This is a genomic window from Pseudomonas sp. P42, assembly GCF_017973755.1.
Taxonomy (GTDB): Bacteria; Pseudomonadota; Gammaproteobacteria; order Pseudomonadales; family Pseudomonadaceae; genus Aquipseudomonas; species Aquipseudomonas iridis.
On record NZ_JACOPU010000004.1, the window covers coordinates 141,025 to 160,412 of the forward strand.

The 19,388-nt window shown below is 57.3% G+C and carries 32 protein-coding genes; 5 read left to right on the forward strand and 27 right to left on the reverse strand.

Going from position 1 to position 19,388, the window contains the following annotated elements:
- Positions 1 to 130: 130 nt before the first annotated feature.
- Together H8B20_RS13700 and H8B20_RS13705 are read right to left on the reverse strand one after the other, a co-directional pair.
- On the reverse strand, positions 131 to 445 hold the full coding sequence (locus H8B20_RS13700) for a phage tail assembly protein (protein WP_210623431.1): 315 nt from the start codon (positions 443 to 445) through the stop codon (positions 131 to 133).
- Positions 446 to 618: 173 nt separating this feature from the next.
- Complete coding sequence (locus H8B20_RS13705; RefSeq protein ID WP_210623432.1) at positions 619 to 843, reverse strand: hypothetical protein; 225 nt, start codon at positions 841 to 843, stop codon at positions 619 to 621.
- On the opposite strand from H8B20_RS13705, the gene H8B20_RS13710 reads away from it, so the two are divergent.
- A complete protein-coding gene (locus H8B20_RS13710) occupies positions 842 to 1,285 on the forward strand; it encodes a hypothetical protein (RefSeq protein ID WP_210623434.1) in 444 nt (147 codons plus the stop codon). The two genes, H8B20_RS13705 and H8B20_RS13710, sit on opposite strands and share 2 nt — an antisense overlap.
- A gap of 1 nt (position 1,286) precedes the next feature.
- Here H8B20_RS13710 and H8B20_RS13715 read toward each other — a convergent pair whose 3' ends face one another.
- From H8B20_RS13715 to H8B20_RS13830, 24 genes are all read right to left on the reverse strand, one after another.
- Positions 1,287 to 1,811, reverse strand: a complete 525-nt coding sequence (locus H8B20_RS13715; protein WP_210623436.1) for a phage major tail tube protein — start codon at positions 1,809 to 1,811, stop codon at positions 1,287 to 1,289.
- Positions 1,811 to 3,235 (reverse strand): phage tail sheath subtilisin-like domain-containing protein, encoded by a 1,425-nt coding sequence (locus H8B20_RS13720; protein ID WP_210623437.1) that lies wholly within the window; start codon positions 3,233 to 3,235, stop codon positions 1,811 to 1,813. The genes H8B20_RS13715 and H8B20_RS13720 overlap by 1 nt, the downstream gene beginning before the upstream one ends.
- A 6-nt stretch (positions 3,236 to 3,241) precedes the next feature.
- On the reverse strand, positions 3,242 to 3,475 hold the full coding sequence (locus H8B20_RS13725; protein ID WP_210623439.1) for a hypothetical protein: 234 nt from the start codon (positions 3,473 to 3,475) through the stop codon (positions 3,242 to 3,244).
- Entirely contained in the window at positions 3,472 to 3,954 is a 483-nt protein-coding gene (locus H8B20_RS13730) for a Gp37 family protein (RefSeq protein ID WP_210623440.1), read from the reverse strand. The genes H8B20_RS13725 and H8B20_RS13730 overlap by 4 nt, the downstream gene beginning before the upstream one ends.
- Positions 3,951 to 4,385, reverse strand: a complete 435-nt coding sequence (locus tag H8B20_RS13735) for a gp436 family protein (protein WP_210623442.1) — start codon at positions 4,383 to 4,385, stop codon at positions 3,951 to 3,953. Before H8B20_RS13735 ends, H8B20_RS13730 begins: the two co-directional genes overlap by 4 nt.
- Before the next feature lie 8 nt (positions 4,386 to 4,393).
- Entirely contained in the window at positions 4,394 to 4,726 is a 333-nt protein-coding gene (locus H8B20_RS13740; protein ID WP_210623444.1) for a capsid cement protein, read from the reverse strand.
- Positions 4,723 to 5,166, reverse strand: coding sequence for a hypothetical protein (locus H8B20_RS13745; protein ID WP_210623445.1), 444 nt, complete (start codon positions 5,164 to 5,166; stop codon positions 4,723 to 4,725). The genes H8B20_RS13740 and H8B20_RS13745 overlap by 4 nt, the downstream gene beginning before the upstream one ends.
- Before the next feature lie 7 nt (positions 5,167 to 5,173).
- On the reverse strand, positions 5,174 to 6,097 hold the full coding sequence (locus tag H8B20_RS13750; RefSeq protein ID WP_210623447.1) for a major capsid protein: 924 nt from the start codon (positions 6,095 to 6,097) through the stop codon (positions 5,174 to 5,176).
- Positions 6,098 to 6,109: 12 nt separating this feature from the next.
- Entirely contained in the window at positions 6,110 to 7,216 is a 1,107-nt protein-coding gene (locus tag H8B20_RS13755; protein ID WP_210623449.1) for a peptidase, read from the reverse strand.
- 235 nt (positions 7,217 to 7,451) lie between these two features.
- Positions 7,452 to 7,928 carry a phage virion morphogenesis protein gene (locus H8B20_RS13760; protein WP_210623450.1) on the reverse strand — a complete coding sequence of 159 codons (477 nt, stop codon included), beginning with the start codon at positions 7,926 to 7,928 and terminating at the stop codon, positions 7,452 to 7,454.
- A 10-nt stretch (positions 7,929 to 7,938) separates the two neighbouring features.
- On the reverse strand, positions 7,939 to 8,769 hold the full coding sequence (locus H8B20_RS13765) for a phage head morphogenesis protein (RefSeq protein WP_210623452.1): 831 nt from the start codon (positions 8,767 to 8,769) through the stop codon (positions 7,939 to 7,941).
- The gene (locus H8B20_RS13770; protein WP_210623454.1) at positions 8,769 to 10,262 is read right to left on the reverse strand and encodes a phage portal protein family protein; all 1,494 of its coding nucleotides are present in this window, start codon (positions 10,260 to 10,262) and stop codon (positions 8,769 to 8,771) included. The genes H8B20_RS13765 and H8B20_RS13770 overlap by 1 nt, the downstream gene beginning before the upstream one ends.
- Positions 10,259 to 11,878 (reverse strand): hypothetical protein, encoded by a 1,620-nt coding sequence (locus tag H8B20_RS13775; protein WP_210623455.1) that lies wholly within the window; start codon positions 11,876 to 11,878, stop codon positions 10,259 to 10,261. Before H8B20_RS13775 ends, H8B20_RS13770 begins: the two co-directional genes overlap by 4 nt.
- On the reverse strand, positions 11,875 to 12,423 hold the full coding sequence (locus H8B20_RS13780) for a phage protein Gp27 family protein (RefSeq protein WP_210623457.1): 549 nt from the start codon (positions 12,421 to 12,423) through the stop codon (positions 11,875 to 11,877). The genes H8B20_RS13775 and H8B20_RS13780 overlap by 4 nt, the downstream gene beginning before the upstream one ends.
- Before the next feature lie 2 nt (positions 12,424 to 12,425).
- Positions 12,426 to 12,719 (reverse strand): VpaChn25_0724 family phage protein, encoded by a 294-nt coding sequence (locus H8B20_RS13785; RefSeq protein WP_210623459.1) that lies wholly within the window; start codon positions 12,717 to 12,719, stop codon positions 12,426 to 12,428.
- A complete protein-coding gene (locus H8B20_RS13790) occupies positions 12,716 to 13,021 on the reverse strand; it encodes a DUF2730 family protein (protein ID WP_025132158.1) in 306 nt (101 codons plus the stop codon). The genes H8B20_RS13785 and H8B20_RS13790 overlap by 4 nt, the downstream gene beginning before the upstream one ends.
- Positions 13,018 to 13,236, reverse strand: coding sequence for a TraR/DksA C4-type zinc finger protein (locus H8B20_RS13795; protein ID WP_210623461.1), 219 nt, complete (start codon positions 13,234 to 13,236; stop codon positions 13,018 to 13,020). Before H8B20_RS13795 ends, H8B20_RS13790 begins: the two co-directional genes overlap by 4 nt.
- Positions 13,237 to 13,242: 6 nt before the next feature.
- Entirely contained in the window at positions 13,243 to 13,791 is a 549-nt protein-coding gene (locus tag H8B20_RS13800) for a lysis protein (RefSeq protein WP_342345709.1), read from the reverse strand.
- Between the two features lie 246 nt (positions 13,792 to 14,037).
- Positions 14,038 to 14,277, reverse strand: a complete 240-nt coding sequence (locus H8B20_RS13805) for a DUF7940 domain-containing protein (RefSeq protein WP_210623464.1) — start codon at positions 14,275 to 14,277, stop codon at positions 14,038 to 14,040.
- Positions 14,274 to 14,741, reverse strand: a complete 468-nt coding sequence (locus H8B20_RS13810; protein ID WP_210623466.1) for a structural protein — start codon at positions 14,739 to 14,741, stop codon at positions 14,274 to 14,276. Before H8B20_RS13810 ends, H8B20_RS13805 begins: the two co-directional genes overlap by 4 nt.
- A 138-nt stretch (positions 14,742 to 14,879) precedes the next feature.
- Entirely contained in the window at positions 14,880 to 15,359 is a 480-nt protein-coding gene (locus tag H8B20_RS13815) for a hypothetical protein (protein ID WP_210623467.1), read from the reverse strand.
- A complete protein-coding gene (locus H8B20_RS13820) occupies positions 15,347 to 15,904 on the reverse strand; it encodes a hypothetical protein (RefSeq protein WP_210623469.1) in 558 nt (185 codons plus the stop codon). Before H8B20_RS13820 ends, H8B20_RS13815 begins: the two co-directional genes overlap by 13 nt.
- Positions 15,905 to 15,960: 56 nt before the next feature.
- Positions 15,961 to 16,551: a hypothetical protein gene (locus H8B20_RS13825; protein ID WP_210623471.1), complete on the reverse strand. Its 591-nt coding sequence runs from the start codon at positions 16,549 to 16,551 to the stop codon at positions 15,961 to 15,963.
- Positions 16,552 to 16,553: 2 nt separating this feature from the next.
- Positions 16,554 to 17,018: a helix-turn-helix domain-containing protein gene (locus H8B20_RS13830; RefSeq protein WP_210623473.1), complete on the reverse strand. Its 465-nt coding sequence runs from the start codon at positions 17,016 to 17,018 to the stop codon at positions 16,554 to 16,556.
- Between the two features lie 39 nt (positions 17,019 to 17,057).
- Here H8B20_RS13830 and H8B20_RS13835 point away from each other — a divergent pair, with 39 nt between their 5' ends.
- Positions 17,058 to 17,270, forward strand: a complete 213-nt coding sequence (locus H8B20_RS13835) for a DNA-binding protein (RefSeq protein ID WP_210623475.1) — start codon at positions 17,058 to 17,060, stop codon at positions 17,268 to 17,270.
- 39 nt (positions 17,271 to 17,309) lie between these two features.
- Here H8B20_RS13835 and H8B20_RS13840 read toward each other — a convergent pair whose 3' ends face one another.
- Entirely contained in the window at positions 17,310 to 17,546 is a 237-nt protein-coding gene (locus H8B20_RS13840) for a hypothetical protein (protein ID WP_210623477.1), read from the reverse strand.
- 112 nt (positions 17,547 to 17,658) lie between these two features.
- Between H8B20_RS13840 and H8B20_RS13845 the strand changes: the two genes are divergently transcribed.
- Genes H8B20_RS13845 through H8B20_RS13855 form a run of 3 tightly spaced genes read left to right on the forward strand, consistent with a single transcriptional unit; the run spans position 17,659 to position 19,386 of the window.
- Entirely contained in the window at positions 17,659 to 18,138 is a 480-nt protein-coding gene (locus H8B20_RS13845; RefSeq protein WP_210623479.1) for a hypothetical protein, read from the forward strand.
- Positions 18,135 to 18,437 carry a helix-turn-helix domain-containing protein gene (locus H8B20_RS13850; protein WP_210623481.1) on the forward strand — a complete coding sequence of 101 codons (303 nt, stop codon included), beginning with the start codon at positions 18,135 to 18,137 and terminating at the stop codon, positions 18,435 to 18,437. Before H8B20_RS13845 ends, H8B20_RS13850 begins: the two co-directional genes overlap by 4 nt.
- Before the next feature lie 10 nt (positions 18,438 to 18,447).
- Positions 18,448 to 19,386 carry a hypothetical protein gene (locus tag H8B20_RS13855; RefSeq protein WP_210623483.1) on the forward strand — a complete coding sequence of 313 codons (939 nt, stop codon included), beginning with the start codon at positions 18,448 to 18,450 and terminating at the stop codon, positions 19,384 to 19,386.
- Positions 19,387 to 19,388: the final 2 nt, after the last annotated feature.

Sequence of the window (19,388 nt, forward strand, 5' to 3'; positions counted from 1 at the left end):
TGGTGGACGTGGTGTTGCCGTGGCGGCTGATCAGCTATTCATCTTCTCGGCAACCTCGTTCCGCCGATTGATTTCACGCTGACAAACATCGACCCAGCGCCAATACTCGACCATATCCAGTCGGGCAATCTCAGACGGCTGCATCCTCAATACCAACAGCAACGCTTCGTCCCAAGATTGCAGCAAGGTCTCCGCCGCTAGCCATTTCCCGCAACACCTCGGTGGCTAACTTAGAGTCGGCGATATCGAACTCGCCGAGGTCCTCGATGGTGATTCCCAGCATCTTAGAAACAAGCACGTCTTCCATCGCCGCTTCGTCTTTGGTGACTGCCTGGGCGGCGCTGATGTCTTTGCGCTTCAGGCGTTTGATGGACAGCTTCGAAATCTGATCGCCGCTGGCACTTTTGAAAGGAAACTTGAGGATCAAGCTGAGTGATTCGGCCATCTTTGTTGCTCCAGGTTGTCGGTTTAATCGACTGCTTTAAGTGAGCCCTGAGCATCGCACCTGGCCGTGGCGCTGCCTTTTAATCGAGTTTAAAGACGAAGCCCCGCACGATGGCGGGGCTTCAGGTTGCGTCCGTGCGACTCCAGTCCGTTGGAGTTAATCCTGGTCATGCATCAGCGGCAGCACTGGCAACGTGGTGTCATCTGATAACGGCCGGATGCCAGCGCAATTGTCAGAGCATCCACCAAAACCTCTCTTGGGGTTCCTTCCAAAGTTCGTTCCCAGTATTGTTTCGCCCGCATTTGGTCAACGTCTCGGCGCACTTGCATATCGATGTATCTCAAGACCTCAGTTACATTTTGAGGGATTACCTTTTCATTTTCAGGAGTCAAGGACATGACAGCCTCCAATATCAAACGATTCGATGAACTCACCGGCCAAGTACTCGGCGTGCTGTATGAGGGTTTTCCGGTACCGTGCTACCTAGAGCTAAAAAAACTCGCTCCTGATGGTTATTCATACGACGATTTTCTGGGATTCGACGTTCCCAACGAAGACGGCGAGTTCCTTTTTGCCTGTATCGAATGGCTGGCCGAATCAGGCTACTTGCGTTTCAAGGACAAGGTTCAAGCTACTGGTTACACGCAATGCGTACTGACCGCCAAAGGTCTTGAGGTGCTGAAGGCAACGCCGGATAGCCTCAACACAGAATCAAGCCTTGGTGAGCAATTGGTTGACGCCTCCAAGACGGGAGCAAAAAGTTTGATTGGTGACCTCGCCGGACAAGCCCTGTCCATCGGCGTTAAATTCGCCACCAATCACCTCGGCCTACCTGGCTGACTCAAGCCTGTCCGATGTTTTGCCGGTACTTCGACAACTGATCATTGCCCCCGACCCGGAAGATGTTGGACAGGTAGTCCAACAAAACCACTTCGTCACCATTGAGGATCTGGCGCACATAGGTGGCTGAGAACTGCGTTTCATATTTGGTCGGGTCGCGTGGTTTATGACTGCCCAGCTGATACTCCTTGCCGGTGATCGTCATCATCGTGACCAGCGGGATCTCGTCGACCAGACCACCGTTGTTGAATACCTGGACGTTGGAGCGGCATTGCAACTGGATGCTCTTGAAGGGAGTGACCAGTTTTTTCGCTGCTTCGGCGTACAGGCTGTTCCAGGTGATCTTGCCTTCCAGCTTATCGATGCCATCCGGGAGCTCGATCAGACCAACCATGCCCAGTCCCTGGAAGTCGCTCGTCACGGTTTTGATCGAACCCAGATCGATCTCTTCGGCCTTGCCGAAGAAGCTGGAGCCGTCCAGGTAGATGTTGGCGTTAGAAATGCGGTGCGCGCTAAAACCGGCCATTACTGAGCCCCCAAGTTAACCAGGTATTCCCCGGTGATTTCAGTTTCGAAGGTGCCGCGCTCGAATGGCACCGGAACCCCCAGTTTGTAGCTGAGCAGAACGTGGCCGAGCTCCAGCTCGGTCTGTGGATTGCGGGCAGGGTCATACCAGCAGTTGCCACCGAGAAGCGCCTCGTCACCGACCAACTTGCGAATAAACAGGTTGACGCTTTCGGTGATGCTATCGATCAGCGAGCTAGTAACAGGCTGGTCGACGAACTGCAGCGAGCTGTAGCGAATCGATTCGTCCACCACGTCCTTGGTGCGCCGCACGTTTTCAAAGTTGCGCGTGTGGGTCACGGTTGGCCAAGCAGCGGAACGATTTCCCCACAGACGCAGGCCAGTGCCGAATGAGTTGAACACGGTGGTAATGCCGTTTTCGTTGAGCAGGTTGACCTCACTGTTTGGGTCATCCACTCGCGCCGTCAACGGTCGTTCCAGGCCAATCACGCCAACCAGTTCCTGGTTGGACGAACTCCACCAGTAGCCCTTGTCGTTGTCGATCTTCGCTCGCAAACCCGCTGCACGGATCGACAATGGCTGCAGGCGAGAACCATCGGTCGCCGCGTCGTACACCTTCACATGCGGATAGCAAAGACGCACGCGGTCGCTACTGGTGTTGAAGTTGATGGCACCGGCTGGACCGCGTCCCGCAATCACTTGCTGGACAGTCGTTCCGATAGGCGCATCGATGTACGTAAACGCACTGAGCTGAACAGCAGAAATGATTAGCTCGGCACTCACCGAATTCAGGGTGCTAAAACCGGGGGCAATGAAGATTTTCGGAAAGTACCCCAACAAGTTGTAGCTGTCCTGGAAGGCCTTCAAGCCAGTACGTCGGCCAGCGAGGGTGACGCTACCGATGATATCGGCAGGAGTGACCTTGCTCGGGTCTGCATAGGTGTAATCCGCCTTCACCTGGGCATTGGCTGGAATGCTCCCGGTCGCCAGACGTTTCACCCGACCAATGAGCATGTCAGCCGTGTAGTCGGTTCCCGATACGTAGGTGGTGGCATCATCCGCCGACTTGACGGTCAGCAGCTGCAGCGCGCCGTGTTCCAACTGCAGCAGATCGTTATCGCCGAACTGTTGTTCCTGGCCCACGACGTTGGTGCGGTGAATCGCCGGATCGAGCACGTTGACCACCAGCACAGTACCGGCGCCGAAGTCGTAGATTCCTTCCAGGGCTTCAGGAATGCTGAATCCAGTGAGGTGTGAGCCGAACTGAGCGGCATCCGTTTCGTTTAACGATTGGGTCAGTTCATTGACCGGTCCGATAGGCGCTGTGCCTACCAGGGCAATGACCGCCGACTTGACCACCCGAATAGCCCGAGGGCCGCGTTCGACCTCGGTGGTTTCAATACCGTGCAAATAGTTAGCTGCCATTGAATATCACTCCTGTCCGGATTTCTGAGGCGCTGCTGTAGTTTTGCCAACAGCCCTTGCTTCAGGCGGTGCAAGCACCAAGTGCTTGAGCTCCAGCAACACCAAGGTGTACTCGTGATCAGCTGGCAGCTCGACGGGTTTCCCCGGCAGCAACTGCACGTCCAGCAGTTCGCGGGCGTCGCCTACCCGCAGAGTGGCGGCGCTTTGCGGGCCGTTGTAGATGTAGCGGGTAAGTTTCATTGTTCTTCCTCGAAACGAACTTGTTTAAGCAGCGGGCCAGATTCGGGTCCCATAACCTGCAGTTGAGTTGCACGAAGGGCGAAGTCCTGGCCGTATTGCCACAGCCCCTGCATATGGCCGATGAACTGCTCAGCAACCGGACGGCAAGCCTGATCGCAATGCGGTGCGAACCAGCCCGTGAGGCAGGAGCGGATCTGGTCGAGGTAGCTGATCACCCCGTCCTTACCGTTAAGCTGGCGAAATACCAGGGTCAGCCTGATGACGATGTTGCGGGCCTGGAACATTGAGTCCATGGCCTCAGAGCCACCGAAGGTTGATTTGCCATAGGCCAGCAGGATTGCGCCCCGCGTGTGGTTTAAGCGGTAGACCGATGGGTTTTCGGGAAACAGCTCAACTGTCAGATTTTTGCCGAAGGCTTCCTGCAGGCGATCCCGCATGGCCTCCATCAACTGCTCGGTTTGGGTCTTGGGCTGGATCATCTGTACCGCTCCCAGAGATCGCCGCCGAACTGCTGACGACGTGCACGTACACGGATCTCACCAGGCTCTGGAGCGGCCTGACCGCCAGGCATGCCCAGCGTGACAATGCCGTCGCGGATGCTTTCCAAGAGTTTGATGGTGTCCTTGCGGCTGTCCTTCACAGCATCTGGCAATGCCCCTTCGGGGCGGCGCTGATACAACCAGTGCCGCGCCAGGTAAACCACTGCATCGCGCAATACGGTTGGGACCGGATCGAGCGGCAAGTCGTAGCGACCACGAAGGTAACCATCGACCAGCTCTTCAGCCTGGCGGACGCTATCCTCGATGACTTCCTCATTGGGCTCCATGGCGGAGGGGTCGTCGTTGGAGAGCTGAACCAGGGTCATCTCCGGGATAGCCTTGCCGATATCGGCGCGAGTGCAGTAGCGCATGGCTGGCCTCAGATTCCCCGGACGATACGGATGACATCACCTGCAGCAGTTGCTGCATCCAGGGTGATGCCGTTCGGCTTGCCTGTAGCGAGCGTCACCGCTTGGCCAGAGGCGTCGGACTCCACCTCGACTCCTGCCGCCACTGCACCTCCGGCAGTGATTAGACAGATGCCCAGGACGGTGACCGGCGCCACGTTGTCGGCTTCGGTGTCGGCTTGAACCGTGCCCAGGGCCTTGGCACCGGCAGTACACAAGGCACCATTGAACCCTGCGAAGCGGTAGCGTGGCAGATCAGCCAACGCGACGACCGAGGTAGTGAGTACAGGTTGTTGAGTTTTCATTGTTCGCTCCGGGACGGTTCGATAATTCGGCGGCGCAACAGCGGAGCCGCTTCCTTATCGGCTAAGAAAATTTCATCGCCCTGGCGAAACCAGGTGCCGTCATGCAGCACGGACGACACATCGGTGACCAGGTAGCCAGGCAGTGCGGGAGTTTCCTTGGCTCCACCCAGAGAGGCGGCCGACAAGTCAGAGATTCCGAGCGGTGCCCGAAACTCATCGAGTCGCCCACTCAGCTCGCCCGAATCTTTAATGTCATCTGGAGCGAGCACCGCAGGCGCTGCAGGTGAGGACTGATCACTGGCCTGTCCGCCCGGTGTTACCGGGCCTGCCTGCGGAAGCGCTACACCAGCAGCTGCAGTTGCAGCGGTTTCGTTGACGCCATCCCGAGCCGCATCAGCGACCTTGTCCGAGGTGGTGTCCTTGGTTTGTTTAGCTGCCATGGGAACCTCAGCCGTTGATGTCGGTGATCAGGTAACCGGCATCCGAACCCACAACCACTGGCTTATAGATGTCGGTGTTACGAACGAAGCGAACCTTGCCGCCCGAACCGTCGTAGGTGTCGATCTCGGGCATGCCCTTGCGTCGAAGGGTGTAGCCGAAGCTCGGTTCGTCGTAATCGGTCTGGGCACCGGCCGCAGGTTTGGCCACGTAAGCCAGGGTGAGGTTGTCGCTCCAGATATCGGAGGTATTGACCGAGCCGGCCAGGGACTCACCGATCAAGACGTTCTCGATACCGAACAGGGCTTTAAGGTGTTCGACGGTGATCAGCTTGCGCTCGGTGGAGCCCAGGGCTTCCTGCAGCTTTGGGTGGAACTTCAGTGATTGATACACCGAGGCACCCATGGTCATGGTGTTGGGACGAATACCGATTCGACTGCGAACGACTTCCTTGCCTTGTTCAACCACGGCGATAGGGTCACCACCGCCATTGCTCCATTGGCTGGAGCCAGACAGAGTGACCTTGGAGCCGGCCGGGAAGGTGCCAGGACTCTGCGCCAGTTTGGCGCATGCGACTTCGCGGCGCAGATCGATGGCGTTGACCACGCGACGGGATGCACGCGACTCAGCATCGAACATCGATTCGTTTTTCTCGCGGTAGTCCACGGGATAAGCGAGGTCATGCTCGCGCAGCACCACGTCCATGCCGTCTACATCGTCCGGGGTCATGATGTTGGACTGGGCCCGGATAGCACGTTCGGTGTCGTAGACCTCGAAAGCTTCCTTGCCGAACAGCGGAACTACCCCGGCTTCCTTGTCCATCAGCGCGATAGGAAACAAGCCTTCGCCGATGTACTGGGCGTTGCGATAGCCTCGCGCCAGGTTGGTGAGTACCGGGTCAACGACCCGCAATGCCTTCAAACGATCAGCCATGATGACTCCTGGTTACTTGATGAGTTGGCGAACTGCCGACTCGTAGGGAATGTTCTTTTCGGCTGCCAACGCTGCTGCACGGTTGTGCAGGCTGAGGCGGTCGGGATCGGTGTTCTTCTCGGCGAACTCCAGATCGGCAGGCACATGCACGTCACCCGAGCGTTCCTTGCTCGCCTGCTCGGCGAAGTTGATCTGTTGCGGGAAGTCGTCGAAGAGCGCCTTGAGGCCTTCAACAACCGGCTTGCGCTGATCGCCCTCGCCGAATTCCAGTGGCGCGTCACCCGCTTCGGCGAAGTCCAGGGCGGCGATCAGGGCGGCGGAGTGTTTGGGCAGCAACTTGCCCGCACTGACCAGGCCTTCAGCGAACGCCAAGTTCTTGCCATGGCGTTGATCGGCCTGCTCCTTTCGCTGCTGAGCCAGATGCGTATCCAGTGCGTTTTTAAGGCGTGTGTTTTCCGCCTCCAGGGCGGCCTTTTCCGTTGGATTCACGGTGTGTTCCTCGGTGATGGGTTTGCTGGGTGGGGTGTGTTCGGTAAAAGAGGGGCGGACATCCTCGCGAAGAGCTTCGGCGGCCAGGTTGTCCACGTCCCAGCCAGGCACAACCTGATCGGCCGCTTCCTGGCCGAACTGGCCAATGAGCCACTCGCGCAACCGGCGGAAGACACCGGCCGTGATGCTGTCACCGAAGTCGCCAAACTCGACGACACCTTCTTCGTCTTCTGCCAGTTCAATGGGGCGCAGGCCTTTCACTGACGGTGGCTGAGCGCCGAGAAAGCCGACATGGCGCAGGTAGTACACGCCAGGCACCGGGTTGTTCGCGGCGTCTGGGTGATAGAAGGAGGCGGAGATCTTCTTGAATTTCTTTTGGGCCACCGATTCCGCGAAAGCCAAATCGACTTCATGCGGTACTGCGATCAGGCCTTCGGCGGTTGCCGAAAGTGACTTGACCCATCCAGCAGCTGGGGCGTCGTGCTTGGGATGACCAATGACCAAAGGAGCTTCGTGCAAGGCTGGATCATAGGCACGTACGGTGGCGGCCAAATCAGACTCGCCAAAAGAGATGCTGGCGCCACTCATGGTGACGTGCGTGCCGGGTTTAAAAATGTGGAGTGGCTTCATGGTCTGTGCGCTTCAGTTGAAGGTGATGCACACAGACTGAGCCAATGATTGGCCCACGCCTTTTAATCGAGTTTAAAGAGTGTCGCGAAGGGAATGATGCGGCCGGGGTGCGATTGGCACCCGCGCAGTGGGATGAGAGTAAGGCAACAGGGCTTTATAAAACGTTTACAGCGTCATTCACCTATACAGCTCGATGAACCGGGGCGACATGAGCGCTCAGGCGCGTCAGAGGGCCTTACAGGCGTGCGGCTTTTTCGAGGTGGTTCATGGCCAGATCCAAGATAGCTTCTTCAGCCTCGGGTTGCAGCTCACCCTCGGCGTCCATCGGCAAGAATGGGCGATCTGGAATATCGCCCCACAGATGGGGGAAGTCAGACTTGGTGCCACCGAACTGCATCATGGCGGCATAGGGTTTGTTGCTGCCGACCAACGCCGAGCTGTCGGTCGCTTGCGTCGTGATCGAGGCGGCCAGGCCTGCCGAACTGACTTGCAGCATCTGCCCTGGCCAGTTACCGCTTTTCTCACGGCGCGCGGTGGTTACGTCCGAAAGGTCATCCCACTCGGGGCGACCTTCCTCGCCGAAGTTTTCCTCGGTTTGGCTGGCCAGCTCGGCAGCGATGCCGCGCATCAACGGTGCAAGCTCACCCACGGCCCATTCAATTTTGCGCAGGGTGGCCTGTACGCGCTGGTGATCCAATTCTACGGTGAACATTCAAAACCTCCTAGGCAGCTGCCTGTTTGCGTTTCAGCATTTCAGCCAGGCCAGTACCTGGTGCGTGGTTGAACCCAGGATCGGTGCGGAACGTGATGGCCTTGCCTGCTGCATCGGTGGTGCGGATGCCGGTGACGGGTGCGGTGCGGATCTCGCCGGTACGTTTGTCGATACCGGTTTCCACGGTCTCGGTGAACAGACGGCCTTCGCTCGACACGACCTTCAAGCCTCGGCGTTTCACGGCGGCTTCGGTCAGGGCGACAACACGGCAACGGCAGTTGAATCCATTGGGTGGAAAAATCGCTGACCAGATCGGATCGTCATGGCGGAACACTTGCCCATGCAGCGCCCGATGACTCGGTCGGGTCTTGCCGTCCAGGATGGCCACGTACATCCAGTACGGGTGCGTCTCGGTGGTTTGCTCCATTTCGGCCTTGCGACCAGCCATGTAGGCGCTCTGCAGGTTTGTCTGATAGATCGTCTTGAGACGGCGCGGACTGCCCAACTGGACCAGCTCACCGACGCCTTGACTGTCGACAATGACCTGCTGTCCCCACCAGCCTTGAGCCTCCAGAACTGGCTGTATATCCGCGATGAACTGCTTGAGCGTCTGGCCTTCTTGCAGCGCGGTTTCCAGTGCCCCACGAATGTCCGACAGCAGATCGAGTCGCATGGCCTTAGCCACCGTGAATGACTGGTCATGCGCCTGGTCGAGCATGTCCTGCCAGTTCCAGGTGATCGCATAGCCTTTAGCCTTCAGGTAGGCCACTGCATTTTTCGGCTCCATGCCGAAGATGGCCTTGAGGTCGGCCGGGGTCGGAGTCTTCAGGGAGGTCGCCATCAGTCCTCCCGATCCGCGTTAGCATTCAAGCGGCCCCAGACGTTAGCCATGAATAGCAGGCGCGTTAGGTTCTCCTGCAGCGCCTGGTCATCCATGGTTGGATAGGCTTCGGCCAGCAGGCCGAGTGCCTCAGTATCGGATCGAGCGCGCAACAGCGTCTCGATCAAAGACGCTACGGCCTGTTCACTTAGCTCTTGCAGCAGCTCGGCGGGCAGGCCGTTGATCGCCTGATCAAGTGCCACCTGGTCGAGGATGGGCTTCAAGGTCGACTCGGCAAACTCTGACGATTCAACCCGCGCCGGGGTCTCGTCCAGATCGCCGTCTTGCAAGTTGTATGTGCGTTTCCAGTACTGGGCTGTGAGCTTCACGCCCGAGTCCGTAAGTGACTTATCTCGGTCAGCCTGGGTCTTGTCGATCTCTTCTTGTTCCCACAGTTCGTACACCGGGGCGGCAACGTTTTCGCCAAAGTTCAGATCGACAACCCGACGAATGATCGCGTTCATAGTCGCGGCGACAATGCCCTTGTCACCGTCGCGGATGTCTTTGACCACCTCAAGACCTGCAGTTGCGCTGGCCCGGTTGCTGTTGGACTCGGTGGTTTGGTTCTGCCCCAACAGCCCAACGTTGATTTCACTGCGGCAATAAACCAGCAGCTCGCGGTACACCTCGGCGCTGCCGGCCTTGCCAGCGGCCTCGATGATGTCAACGCTGGAGTCATTCGGAATGGCGGCAACAGCGTCCTGGACCATCGCCTCAAGGCTGTCGAGCAATAGGTCAGTTTCGCCTGTGCTGGCACCACGGGGGTGTTTGCCAATCACCCAAGGGGAGCCGTACTTCTCAGTGAACTGGACCCAGAACTTCAGTCCACCCTTCATGAAGATCACCGGCCAGAAACACATGGACAGATCAGCGAAGCCATACGGGTTGTTGTAGGTCGCATCTTGGCGGGCCACGACAAAGCGTTGCGGATCGCACAGCTCACCAGTCAACCCAGCATCGCGGGCACGGAAGCGCAGATTGTTCTCCTGGTCATAGAGAAACCACTCGGCGGGCTTGCCCAACAGATCCTCGGGGACAATATTCAACCCAACCGGACGCCACATCAGTTCAATGGGCTGAAACCCGAACAGCGGTGCGTCCAGCATTTCGCGAATAATCCGGTCGAGATCGAGGTCGGTCAGCCAGTCACGTACGAAGCGCTCTACACGAACGGGAGCGTTAGCGCGCTTTAGGTCGCGTTCCAGGGCGAGCACCGACGACTTGCGGCGGCGAATATTGCCGCCGACCAGAGCCGAACTGCGTAGATCCCGATAGACAGTGATGTCCTTGCCCTGGGCCTTGAGGATCGGGTCGGGGTTGGGTAGGTACATGCCCAGCGCCTGGGCATCGAAGCTGCGCGCACGGCTGGCGATATGCTCCGTCAGCCCCTTGTGCTTCGGCTCGGCGAAGCTAACGAATTCCGTGGGAGTGACCCACACACCTTTCTTGTTCATGCGTACCCCTGGGTGATGCGAGTGCCCTGACGTGGGCGACGGGATTTGACTGAGACCGGACCTGCAGCACTCTCCAGTGTTGCGAAGTTGGCCAGTGAGCCGGCACCAGCGAAGTCGCCGTGACGGTAAAGTTCGGGGTCTTTGAGGTCTTGCGAGCGGGCCTTCATGATCATCGGAATGCCCTCGACGGTTTCAATCGAGCGCACGTCCTGCTGCAGCGAATCATCCTTGGGCAGCGTGATGGTGCCGTCTTCAAAGAGCTGTATGAACTTAGGCATCCAGGCGCCGTACCAGGCACGGCTGAGTTTCACCTGCAGGACGCGGTCATGACCGAACTCATCGGCAGCTTCTTCGGCGAGGGTTTCACCGCTGCCGGTGGCGTCCAGGGCTGCGCTGGCAAAGCGTGGCAGTCGACGCAGGATGTAGAACAGGATCTGTTTCTGCTGGCGGTACGGCACCTTGTGCATCTCCACCACAAACGGCACATCACGGTGCCGTGCCTGGTCTACGGACATCGGGCAGATGATCGAGAAGTCACGGTGGCGGGCATAGTCCATGCCCAGGTAGTGCCGCAACTCAGGCGTCAGTGCCTGCACCAGCGGCGCGAGATAGCGCTCGATCCAGTCTTCGACATACGCTTCACGGCGAGCAAGGGACTGCAGCGTAAAATCATCATCCAGCGCCAGGCGCAACACGGTGCGGCCGGCACGCATGGCGTCTTCGATCCATACACCAGGAATACACACACCGTTGCCGTCGCGTGGGATTGCATCCAGCTCTTCATGCATCTGCGCTTTGCGTGGGCCGTAGGCGTTGCGGATCTGTTTGTACCAGGCTTCCTTGCCTTCAACGGTGGCGACTTCCCCGGTCATCATGCACTTGCGCTCGTACAACCCATTGGCAACGGCATCATCAAAGGTCGCCTTGTAGACCTCAGCCGTGTCGCCATAGCGACCTTCACGGATGTCGTTGACCATCTGGTTGAATGGGTTGCTCTTACCGTTATGACTGCTGATGACGACGATCCGACCGCCCCAGATCAGCAGAGCGGTTGCGGCATCGAGCACGGCGGATACGTCTCGGTGAAAAGCCGCTTCGTCGATGATCACCTTGCCTTGCAGGCCGCGCAGGTTGGCCGGGTTACTGGACAGCGCAACGATCTTGAAGCCCGAGGCGTAACGAATGCGATAGGCATTGATCTGGCGGGTGTTACCCGATTCGTCCTGGTCCTCAAACAAGAACTCTTCGATTTCACTGACACCCGAGGCCTGAGCCTCGGCCATCACCCGGCTGAACTTGGCGCAGTAGCCGATGAACTCCAAGCCTTTTTCCTTGGTGTCACCGACATAGAACACGTCCATGCCGCCAGAGGCCTTGCGTGACGCCGCAGTGATCACCGAGTCCAAGGCCTCGGCGAAAGTGATACCCGTCCGACGACCTTTTTCGCACAGTTTGATTTGTGCCTGAATGCTCAGCCAGTCGGCCTGGTGAGCCATAAGGATGCCGTCGGCAATTGGGTTGTAGTCGCTGGGGATCTGCTTGACGCTCGGTGGCAAATCGTCCCATTCGACTACGCGCAATGTACTCGATGACGGCTTGACCGCTGAGGCACTCATTTGACACCCAGAAATTTCTGACGCCAGAACAGAGCCTGCTCTTCGCTGATCCCCCCAGTCTGTACAGTCTTGGCCAACTCAGCGTCTTGTTCCTGAAGCAAGCGATCACGCGCAGCTTTCTCGATAGCCTGTCGCTCTTTCATGCTCAGGGTGCGCGCCTGCATCGTGTTCTTTGCTGCCCGCGCCAGTTCGGCCACTTCCTTGGTAGTGACATCATCCTTTTCATGGGCACCCATCGCGGCCTGGTAAGCCAGTGTCGAGATAGCCTCGACCAGCAGTGCGCCGGTCTTGTCGGATGCGTCTTCACCGAATGCACCAACGAAGGCTTCCGCCTGCGCGCGGTGTTGGCGGGTCTTCTCGGTAAGCAAATCGAAACCTTGCTTGAAGCGACCCAGCGCACTGCGGCTGGGGGATTTCTCGTTGGGAAAGCGCGACTGGATATCGGCCAGCATGTCATCCAGCGTCATGCGGTCCTCGCGCAGTAGCTTCTGGATGTACGCCTTGACCATCGGCGGAAGGCGATTGATGGATGACTTGCCCGCCATAGTTAAGCCCCCGGCCGTTTGATGCCAGGAACGCGTGCGCGGCCTGCAGCGATGTCCTGACCGCGTTCCGTCAGTGTGGCCACCAGCACTGGACCGACATCGACAACAGTCAAAGCGCCTTGCTCGGCCAACCAGTGCAACTCGGTTTTCACCTGGTCACGGCTGAGGGTGTGGCCGTAATTGTCCAGGGCCATGGCCAGCACCGAGCTGTTGGCGCGGTAGCCGGTCGTCTCAGCCAGCAGGCGCAGAATCACCAGGCGGTAATCCTGGCGCAGAAAGTCGGCGAATTGGGTCATGTCTTTTCTCGCAGCAAGTAATCATTGATCCGGTCCAGCGAACGGGCTAAAGGGCCAAGCGCTTCCTTGACCCCCGACAGTTCGGCCCGTACCGCCTTCATGTCACCCAGCAGATCGGTGACGGCCGTCTGGTCAGGCAGGTGCCGAACGTGTTCCTCCAAGGCGACGATGCGAGTGCGCAGCTCCAGCAATTCCTGGGCGCTTGCGGCCTGCCGTTTGGTCATCCATGTGTAAATGCTGAGTACCGTCAGCATCAGCCACTGAACGGTTTGGAAGCCGAAGTTGAGTTCGTTCAGGTTCATTCAAATCCCCGTGAGGCCAAGTGTTCCAAGCCGTCGATGCAGTCAAAGCAATGTTCGATGCCAGGGTTGTCCTGACGTTGATCTTCAGGAATCGCGTCTCCGCATTCCTCGCAGCGGTAAACCGACCGACCGGAGCCGCGTCGAAGGTCGCTGTTACGGACTCGCAGCTCCGAGTCGCTGATGTCGTCATCTGTAGCGGGTTCAGCTACATCCATATGCGGTCAGTCCTTTTCCTGGAGATCAAGCAAGGCATTGAGCTGAACGAGGTTGGATCGGGCCCACAGGCCGTAGTCCTGGGCATGGGCAAGAATGTCGGCGGGAGTGACGCCGCTTTCCAATAGTTCGGCGTCAGTGCCGGTGGCGGGCCAGGCCGCTTTTTCAGCAGCGGCGGCAGTGGTGCCTGGTCTTGGGGCGGACACACCGAGGGCGGTGTTGAAGTCGCGCAGCCAGCCAGCAGTGAACACGCAACGAGGGATAGGCTTAGCGACAGCGCCAGGCGCCGGAATGTATTGGGTAGTGACATGCGGGATTCGCTCCTGGAGCTGGCGTTTTTCTTCTTTAAAACTCTCGTATGCGGCAAACAGCAGAGACTCGGATTCGTTGGCGCGGGCGACCTGTTGCAGCAGTTGCAGACGGTTTTCCTTCTCGGCAGTCCCGGCCTGTTCGGCGTGTGTGGTCTTGAGTGTCTGCAAGTTGGAGTTGCCGAGGGCTTCGGCGTAACGAAAGCCGAAGCCATAGGCAATTGAGCCTGTAGCTGCTGCGCTGATCACGCACGCAAGCCCAGCGACAAGCAGCCCTGTAGGCAATCGATCAAGCACCATGGCGCTGCCTCATACGGTTACGGGACTTACGCGCATGGCGTTTGGCCGCAGCAATGCCGGTTTTGCCGTGGCGATAAGGCGGCATAACGCCGGATCTGATCCAGGTCCCGGCAGCGGTGCTTGGAGTAGGCCAACGGCAAACACCCGCGAGTCCCGCCAGCAGCGCAGCGAAGGCCCGACCAAAGAGGTTCAGTCTCATGACGGAAGCTCCTGATCAGGTTGCTCTGGATGCTCTGGAGGGCCTTGCTTAATCAGACGAGCGACGAACAACAAGGAGGCCAGCACGCTGTTCAGCAACGCGTAGGTCGATGCAGAAAGTTGCGCTTGCCACATAGGCAGGATGGTGGCTTGGGCAAAACCGAGCAGCACGATAACGATAGCCAGCTGGACACTGTGAAGCTTCCAGCAGCATCGGCAGTTGTCGATCAGCTTCATGCTGGCTCCCCGTGATAGGCGTCCGGGACAACGCCTGCCAGGTGCAAGCCCTCATTGATCACTGCTTCGCCGTACCAGTTGCCCTCGGGGAGAAGGCCGGCGCCGTTTTCGTGACGAATGATCGCTTCTGTCAGAGCACGCATGGTCCGATAGTCGTACACGTCGATACGAGCTTCAGGTGACACACCAAGGCGGGCGGCAACCTGACGGATATAGCTCTCTGTGTTGTTCTCGTTTGGTGGCGCCCAACGACTAATGATCAGGCGGACGGTGCGCAGACCGTGCTTGTCCTGGTACGTGATAAGGGTTCGGGCAATAGCCCGGATGCCCCAGCGGGGATCAATGAACTGGACAAATGCGGTGTCATTCTGATTCGCCGACATGCCTTGCCAGCGGGTGCCTTTGACATGACGAATGTTGCCGGGGTTGAAGTTGCGGATGCCGCGAGGGGTTTCGGGTCGCATCGGACGCCTCCTGTAATGGCGCCGTCAGTTTCGGACGCCAGAAATACACACGCCGCCATGATGGGCGGCGCGGTACAGGAGGGCTTTTAATCGAGTTTAAAGAGATCGATAGCCTGGTAATTCAATGTGTCCGTTCGACTAATCCCAACCCCGGCTGTGTTGAAAGATCTGAACGTGGTCGATGGCTTGCCGATATGCATATACCAGTCGGCCATATTTTTTTTGGATTGGCATGAAAAAAAAGTATGGGACTAGAATCCCTAAAAATATGGTTGCGGCGAGCAAATAAGAAGAGCTAAAAGCAATGCCCGAAATCAGCTCAATGACGAACATCAATGCACCTAAGACCATCCAACCTACGAAGGGGTTGAAGAAAATCTTCCTACGAGCGTCGGCGAGGCGTTCGCGCAGATGAGTAAGCAGCTCAGCAACTTCCTCACGACTGTGGTTGGTCAGGTCCCCGATGCCGTAGTTGTTGATATCGCCACCAGCGACTTGCCCCACGCTGCTATTGAATAACTGGTTACCCATTTCCACGTCCTTCGGTTGGTTGACAGTAATATTTTCCATCGCCGCTACAACTTTGTTCGCTACCTTAGCCAGACTCAGCTTTTGCAATGTGCTGGCTTCGGTTTCGCAATAACTTCTTTCGTTTCGGTATCTACAGTGAACACTGTGAGGCACTCTCGGCCACCGCCAATTTTTTTCTTTAATTCTGGGTCGAGATCGGCAGCCGCGCTCGCTGAAGCGACAGGATCAGCTGAGTGGAGGCAGTCATCCCTCCTTTCCTGGTACTCATCGAACGCACCTTTGATTGAACCAGGGATTTTCTCAACACCGCCGTTTTGAGCAGCAGCCAGTTGTGCATTCCACCAAGTGCGGGAGGAAACTCCCGCCGCAAAGCAGCTGCCTAGGGGTTCAAAAATAGTGCTGCCAAACTGATCCTTGCCTGCGTCAACTAGCACTGAAATGTCCTTGCTGTGAGCGCTAACGGAAGTCAGATCACCACTCTTTAATATGGATGCGCCATCAGTCATTGCTTTGCTAAGCGCTTGCATTTGCTTGGTCGCTTGTTCAAGCGACTCTGGGCTCGCTCCCTTGAAAGGCTCTGCGTTAGCAGTTATGGCTGTCACCATTATCAATAGGATAAAAATTTTCTTCATCGACCGCGCTCCCTGTACGAATCACCTTTGGACTTTCGACTCACTCGAAACTCTGTTCAAAACCAAATCCCGCCGACCAGCACGCCAAAGCAAAATAAAACGGCAGCTGTCTGTTTATGCATGAATAGAAAATCTCTGATCGAGACTTCTCCAGGCACTATTTGCGGAGCGTCTTGTTGCGTCGTCGGTTGAAAGTTTTGCACAAACTCTAACGTTCGTTGAAGCTGTGCTTTCTGCAAGTTTTTGAGCTGAGTGCGACCAAAGCTCAACTCACAAAAATTAGTCATCTCAGCTTTTGCATCTTTCTCAGCCACGGCCCGCAAGACCTTTCCTACTAGGCGACGTTTGTCAGCCTCCTCTTGCAGGAACTCCAACCTTGCTTTCATCACGTTTCGCGCTTCAACGAATTGCTCAGCAGTGATCTCGCTTATCGTAGTCACTCCAAGCTGAGCATGTACATTGCGCCAAATATCGCGAGGGTCATCGCCCAGTTCCTCGCATTTAGCGCGCATTTCATGCAACTCCTTTCGCTGAGCGGACACCAGCCCACGAGACTCGCCTTTGTCTGTGAGGTTAATGCTGATGCCGTAGTTATTGATGTCGCCCTCGGCCGCTTGGCCTACACCTCCATGGAAGTCCTGACTCATGGTTACTTCTTCCCTTTACTACCGCCAACATTGAACGTGACGCCCGATTGATTGACCGATCCGTGGATGTATTGGCCAACCTCTTTGAATTCTTGCTTTGTATCTTCTCCTGACGCCCCCCCCAGTAATACCCGAAGCACAGCATCTTTAAGGTTCTGAGGGCTGGAACGAAACCGTTCTAGAACCAGCTGCTCCTCAACCGAGGCCACAGAAGAGCGCACACCGGTAAGGATGTATTGGACATCCGCTCCCGCGCTTGCGAAAGAAAAAAGGACCTCGCCGCCGGGCACGACTAATCCTCGCTCGTAACGCCCCCAAATCTCTCTCGACACACCGCATTGCTCTGCTGCGCCGGCCTGATTCAGGCCGAGACGCTTCCGTTCGGCTTTGAGCCTTTCAGTAGAAAGAGAATAAAAGTTCACATAAACCCCTTGATTATGAGAACCATAGTTCTCATAATCAGCCACACAAACACTAACCATCTTTGCATCACAGGAGCCACCACCATGGCCACCCATGCCAAAGCCCTAACCGCCGACCAAGTGAAAGAAAACTTTCGCCGAGTCGGCAAAACCATCACTCAATGGGCTCTCGAAAACGGCTACACCCGCAACGAGGTGTACCGCGTCCTCAATGGCCAAGCCAAAGCCCACTACGGCAAGGCTCATGATATTGCGGTGAAGCTTGGCCTCAAGCCGACCGCAGCGTTGGCTGCGTAATGGCTACCGAACAGCAATTCCGTACCGACAGGCTGGTGCTTAAGGCATCGCAGAACGCCGTGCGCTTCGCGCTTCGGCCAACTGATCGGTCAGCCATGCCAGCGTCCTGGTCGCTTCAGCCTCTATGGGTTGCCCAGGCCACCGTACCGAAAGCAACGCCTGATCTATGCCCTCAGGTGAAACGAGTCCTTGAACTTCAAGAACAGCCGCTAGGCGTAACCAGCCCTGTGCCAATGCGTTCACCTGCGCTTCAAGTTTCTCAATACGACCGGTCATTTCTCATGTCCATGTTGGGGAATGTACCCGAAAACATTGCACCGGAAGTAATCCTTTTGCCTATGTGCAAACGCGCTGTTTGTTTGGAAAGCGCTCTATTGAGGGCATTCCAATGAATCGCCGTCGCTGGAAGAGCATGCAGCCGACCTCATTGCGTCATGCGCTGGAGCTGTGCAAGGACTTCGCCAAAGACGCCCATAACAAGGGCGTCGAGCGTATCGCCGACGAGATGGGGGTCGCGGATCATTGGTCTGTTTACAAGTGGCTTCAGACAGGCCGCATGCCAGCCAACCTGATCCGTCCCTATGAGCGGGCTTGTGGTTGCGACTACGTCACCCGTTGGATCGCCGCCAGTGCCGGTCGCCTGACCATTGATGTGCCCACCGGCCGGCACTGCACAGCCCAGGACACGCAGGCTCTGCAGGAGCTTCTAACCACGGCAACCGGAAGGCTGCTGGCGTTCTACTCGAAAAGCTGCGAAGCCGACGAAACCCTAGCTGCCATCCAGGCCGCAATGGAGGGGCTCGCGTGGCACCGAGGCAACGTTAGCCAAACCCAGCAACCTCAGCTTGAACTGGAGGAACAGCCATGAGCCGCACCGTATCAGCTGCTGCACGGGTCTTGCGTGTTCTCAAGGCCTTGAAGGGCCACACCGTGACAGGCCTTAGCAACACCGAACTGGCCCATCTGACTCAGGACAGTCCGAGCAACATCACCCGAGCCATGCAAACCCTGATTGAGGAAGGCCTTGCGGTGAAGCTGGATAACGGCCGGTTCGCTCACTCCGTGGGCGTGCTGCAGATTGCCCAGGCCCATGCCGAGCATATGGCTCGCCTGACCAACCGCATGCAGGAAATCAACCAGCGCATCGCCGCTGGATCGATCAACTAAGGAGAACACTATGGCCCGCGCCAAAATCCAACCCGCAGAGACCGTCGATTTGCCAGCTCTGAACGGAGAAATGCTTACTGCCAACCAGAACGCAATGGCAACCATGCAAGCCTCGCACAGCGAAGAGCGTGACATGGTCAACCAACTGTTGGGCCAAGCTCAAATGGCCGGAGCGTTTGAGGAGTTTTCCCGCACGGTGCGGACTTCCAAGCTGGCTTTCGTCAAAGAAAATAAGCTCTACAGGGCTATAGCTGGGCGTAAAAGTCCGCACGGTGCGGAAATAATAACCGGCTCTTGGGAGGAATTCTGCGCATTGCTAGGGCGCTCTGTCGACCAGGTTGATCGTGATATTGCCAATCTCCGTGCCTTCGGCGAAGAAGCCCTCGACTCGATGTCCCGCATGGGCATCGGCTATCGCGAAATGCGCCAATACCGCCGTCTGCCGGAAGATCAGAAAACAGCTCTGATCGAAGTCGCCAAGACCGGCGACAAGGATGCATTCGTTGATCTCGCCGAAGAGATCATCGCCAAGCACGCCAAGGAAAAAGAAGAGCTGATCCAGCGCCTCGACGAAACCAACGCCGACTATGAAGCGCAGGCCGAAGTCATGGCCAAGAAAACTACCGAGCTGGATAAGACCAAGCAGGAACTGGAAAAAACACGCAAACGTCTCCAGTCCATGCCCGCCAATGAAGTCGCAAAAGAACTCCGCCAAGAAGTTGCAGCGGTCGCCTATGAGGCGGAAGCGAACATCCTGGGTTCACTACGCGAAGGCTTCACCAAGCTGGAAGAGCACGCAGCCGAGAGCGGGGAAGACCACCGCACCTTTAAAGCCGGCTTGATTCGCCAGCTCGAAATCACTCTCGCGACGGTCCGTAGCGAGTTCCACTTGCCGGAGCATGTGGACGATGCCAGCGCTCCGTCTTGGCTGAAAGCGGCCGAGGCTTAACC

Coding starts and splice junctions, on each gene's coding strand:
- H8B20_RS13855 (WP_210623483.1), top strand. CDS start 18,448: ATGGCCCGCGCCAAAATCCAACCCGCAGAGACCGTCGATTTGCCAGCT.
- H8B20_RS13835 (WP_210623475.1), top strand. CDS start 17,058: ATGGCCACCCATGCCAAAGCCCTAACCGCCGACCAAGTGAAAGAAAAC.
- H8B20_RS13740 (WP_210623444.1), bottom strand. CDS start 4,726: ATGAAAACTCAACAACCTGTACTCACTACCTCGGTCGTCGCGTTGGCT.
- H8B20_RS13720 (WP_210623437.1), bottom strand. CDS start 3,235: ATGGCAGCTAACTATTTGCACGGTATTGAAACCACCGAGGTCGAACGC.
- H8B20_RS13780 (WP_210623457.1), bottom strand. CDS start 12,423: ATGGCGGGCAAGTCATCCATCAATCGCCTTCCGCCGATGGTCAAGGCG.
- H8B20_RS13730 (WP_210623440.1), bottom strand. CDS start 3,954: ATGATCCAGCCCAAGACCCAAACCGAGCAGTTGATGGAGGCCATGCGG.
- H8B20_RS13705 (WP_210623432.1), bottom strand. CDS start 843: ATGTCCTTGACTCCTGAAAATGAAAAGGTAATCCCTCAAAATGTAACT.
- H8B20_RS13820 (WP_210623469.1), bottom strand. CDS start 15,904: ATGAAGAAAATTTTTATCCTATTGATAATGGTGACAGCCATAACTGCT.
- H8B20_RS13845 (WP_210623479.1), top strand. CDS start 17,659: ATGAATCGCCGTCGCTGGAAGAGCATGCAGCCGACCTCATTGCGTCAT.
- H8B20_RS13745 (WP_210623445.1), bottom strand. CDS start 5,166: ATGGCAGCTAAACAAACCAAGGACACCACCTCGGACAAGGTCGCTGAT.
- H8B20_RS13755 (WP_210623449.1), bottom strand. CDS start 7,216: ATGAAGCCACTCCACATTTTTAAACCCGGCACGCACGTCACCATGAGT.
- H8B20_RS13805 (WP_210623464.1), bottom strand. CDS start 14,277: ATGAAGCTGATCGACAACTGCCGATGCTGCTGGAAGCTTCACAGTGTC.
- H8B20_RS13840 (WP_210623477.1), bottom strand. CDS start 17,546: ATGACCGGTCGTATTGAGAAACTTGAAGCGCAGGTGAACGCATTGGCA.
- H8B20_RS13735 (WP_210623442.1), bottom strand. CDS start 4,385: ATGCGCTACTGCACTCGCGCCGATATCGGCAAGGCTATCCCGGAGATG.
- H8B20_RS13810 (WP_210623466.1), bottom strand. CDS start 14,741: ATGCGACCCGAAACCCCTCGCGGCATCCGCAACTTCAACCCCGGCAAC.
- H8B20_RS13775 (WP_210623455.1), bottom strand. CDS start 11,878: ATGAGTGCCTCAGCGGTCAAGCCGTCATCGAGTACATTGCGCGTAGTC.
- H8B20_RS13765 (WP_210623452.1), bottom strand. CDS start 8,769: ATGGCGACCTCCCTGAAGACTCCGACCCCGGCCGACCTCAAGGCCATC.
- H8B20_RS13770 (WP_210623454.1), bottom strand. CDS start 10,262: ATGAACAAGAAAGGTGTGTGGGTCACTCCCACGGAATTCGTTAGCTTC.
- H8B20_RS13790 (WP_025132158.1), bottom strand. CDS start 13,021: ATGAACCTGAACGAACTCAACTTCGGCTTCCAAACCGTTCAGTGGCTG.
- H8B20_RS13710 (WP_210623434.1), top strand. CDS start 842: ATGACAGCCTCCAATATCAAACGATTCGATGAACTCACCGGCCAAGTA.
- H8B20_RS13795 (WP_210623461.1), bottom strand. CDS start 13,236: ATGGATGTAGCTGAACCCGCTACAGATGACGACATCAGCGACTCGGAG.
- H8B20_RS13750 (WP_210623447.1), bottom strand. CDS start 6,097: ATGGCTGATCGTTTGAAGGCATTGCGGGTCGTTGACCCGGTACTCACC.
- H8B20_RS13725 (WP_210623439.1), bottom strand. CDS start 3,475: ATGAAACTTACCCGCTACATCTACAACGGCCCGCAAAGCGCCGCCACT.
- H8B20_RS13785 (WP_210623459.1), bottom strand. CDS start 12,719: ATGACCCAATTCGCCGACTTTCTGCGCCAGGATTACCGCCTGGTGATT.
- H8B20_RS13850 (WP_210623481.1), top strand. CDS start 18,135: ATGAGCCGCACCGTATCAGCTGCTGCACGGGTCTTGCGTGTTCTCAAG.
- H8B20_RS13825 (WP_210623471.1), bottom strand. CDS start 16,551: ATGAGTCAGGACTTCCATGGAGGTGTAGGCCAAGCGGCCGAGGGCGAC.
- H8B20_RS13760 (WP_210623450.1), bottom strand. CDS start 7,928: ATGTTCACCGTAGAATTGGATCACCAGCGCGTACAGGCCACCCTGCGC.
- H8B20_RS13715 (WP_210623436.1), bottom strand. CDS start 1,811: ATGGCCGGTTTTAGCGCGCACCGCATTTCTAACGCCAACATCTACCTG.
- H8B20_RS13700 (WP_210623431.1), bottom strand. CDS start 445: ATGGCCGAATCACTCAGCTTGATCCTCAAGTTTCCTTTCAAAAGTGCC.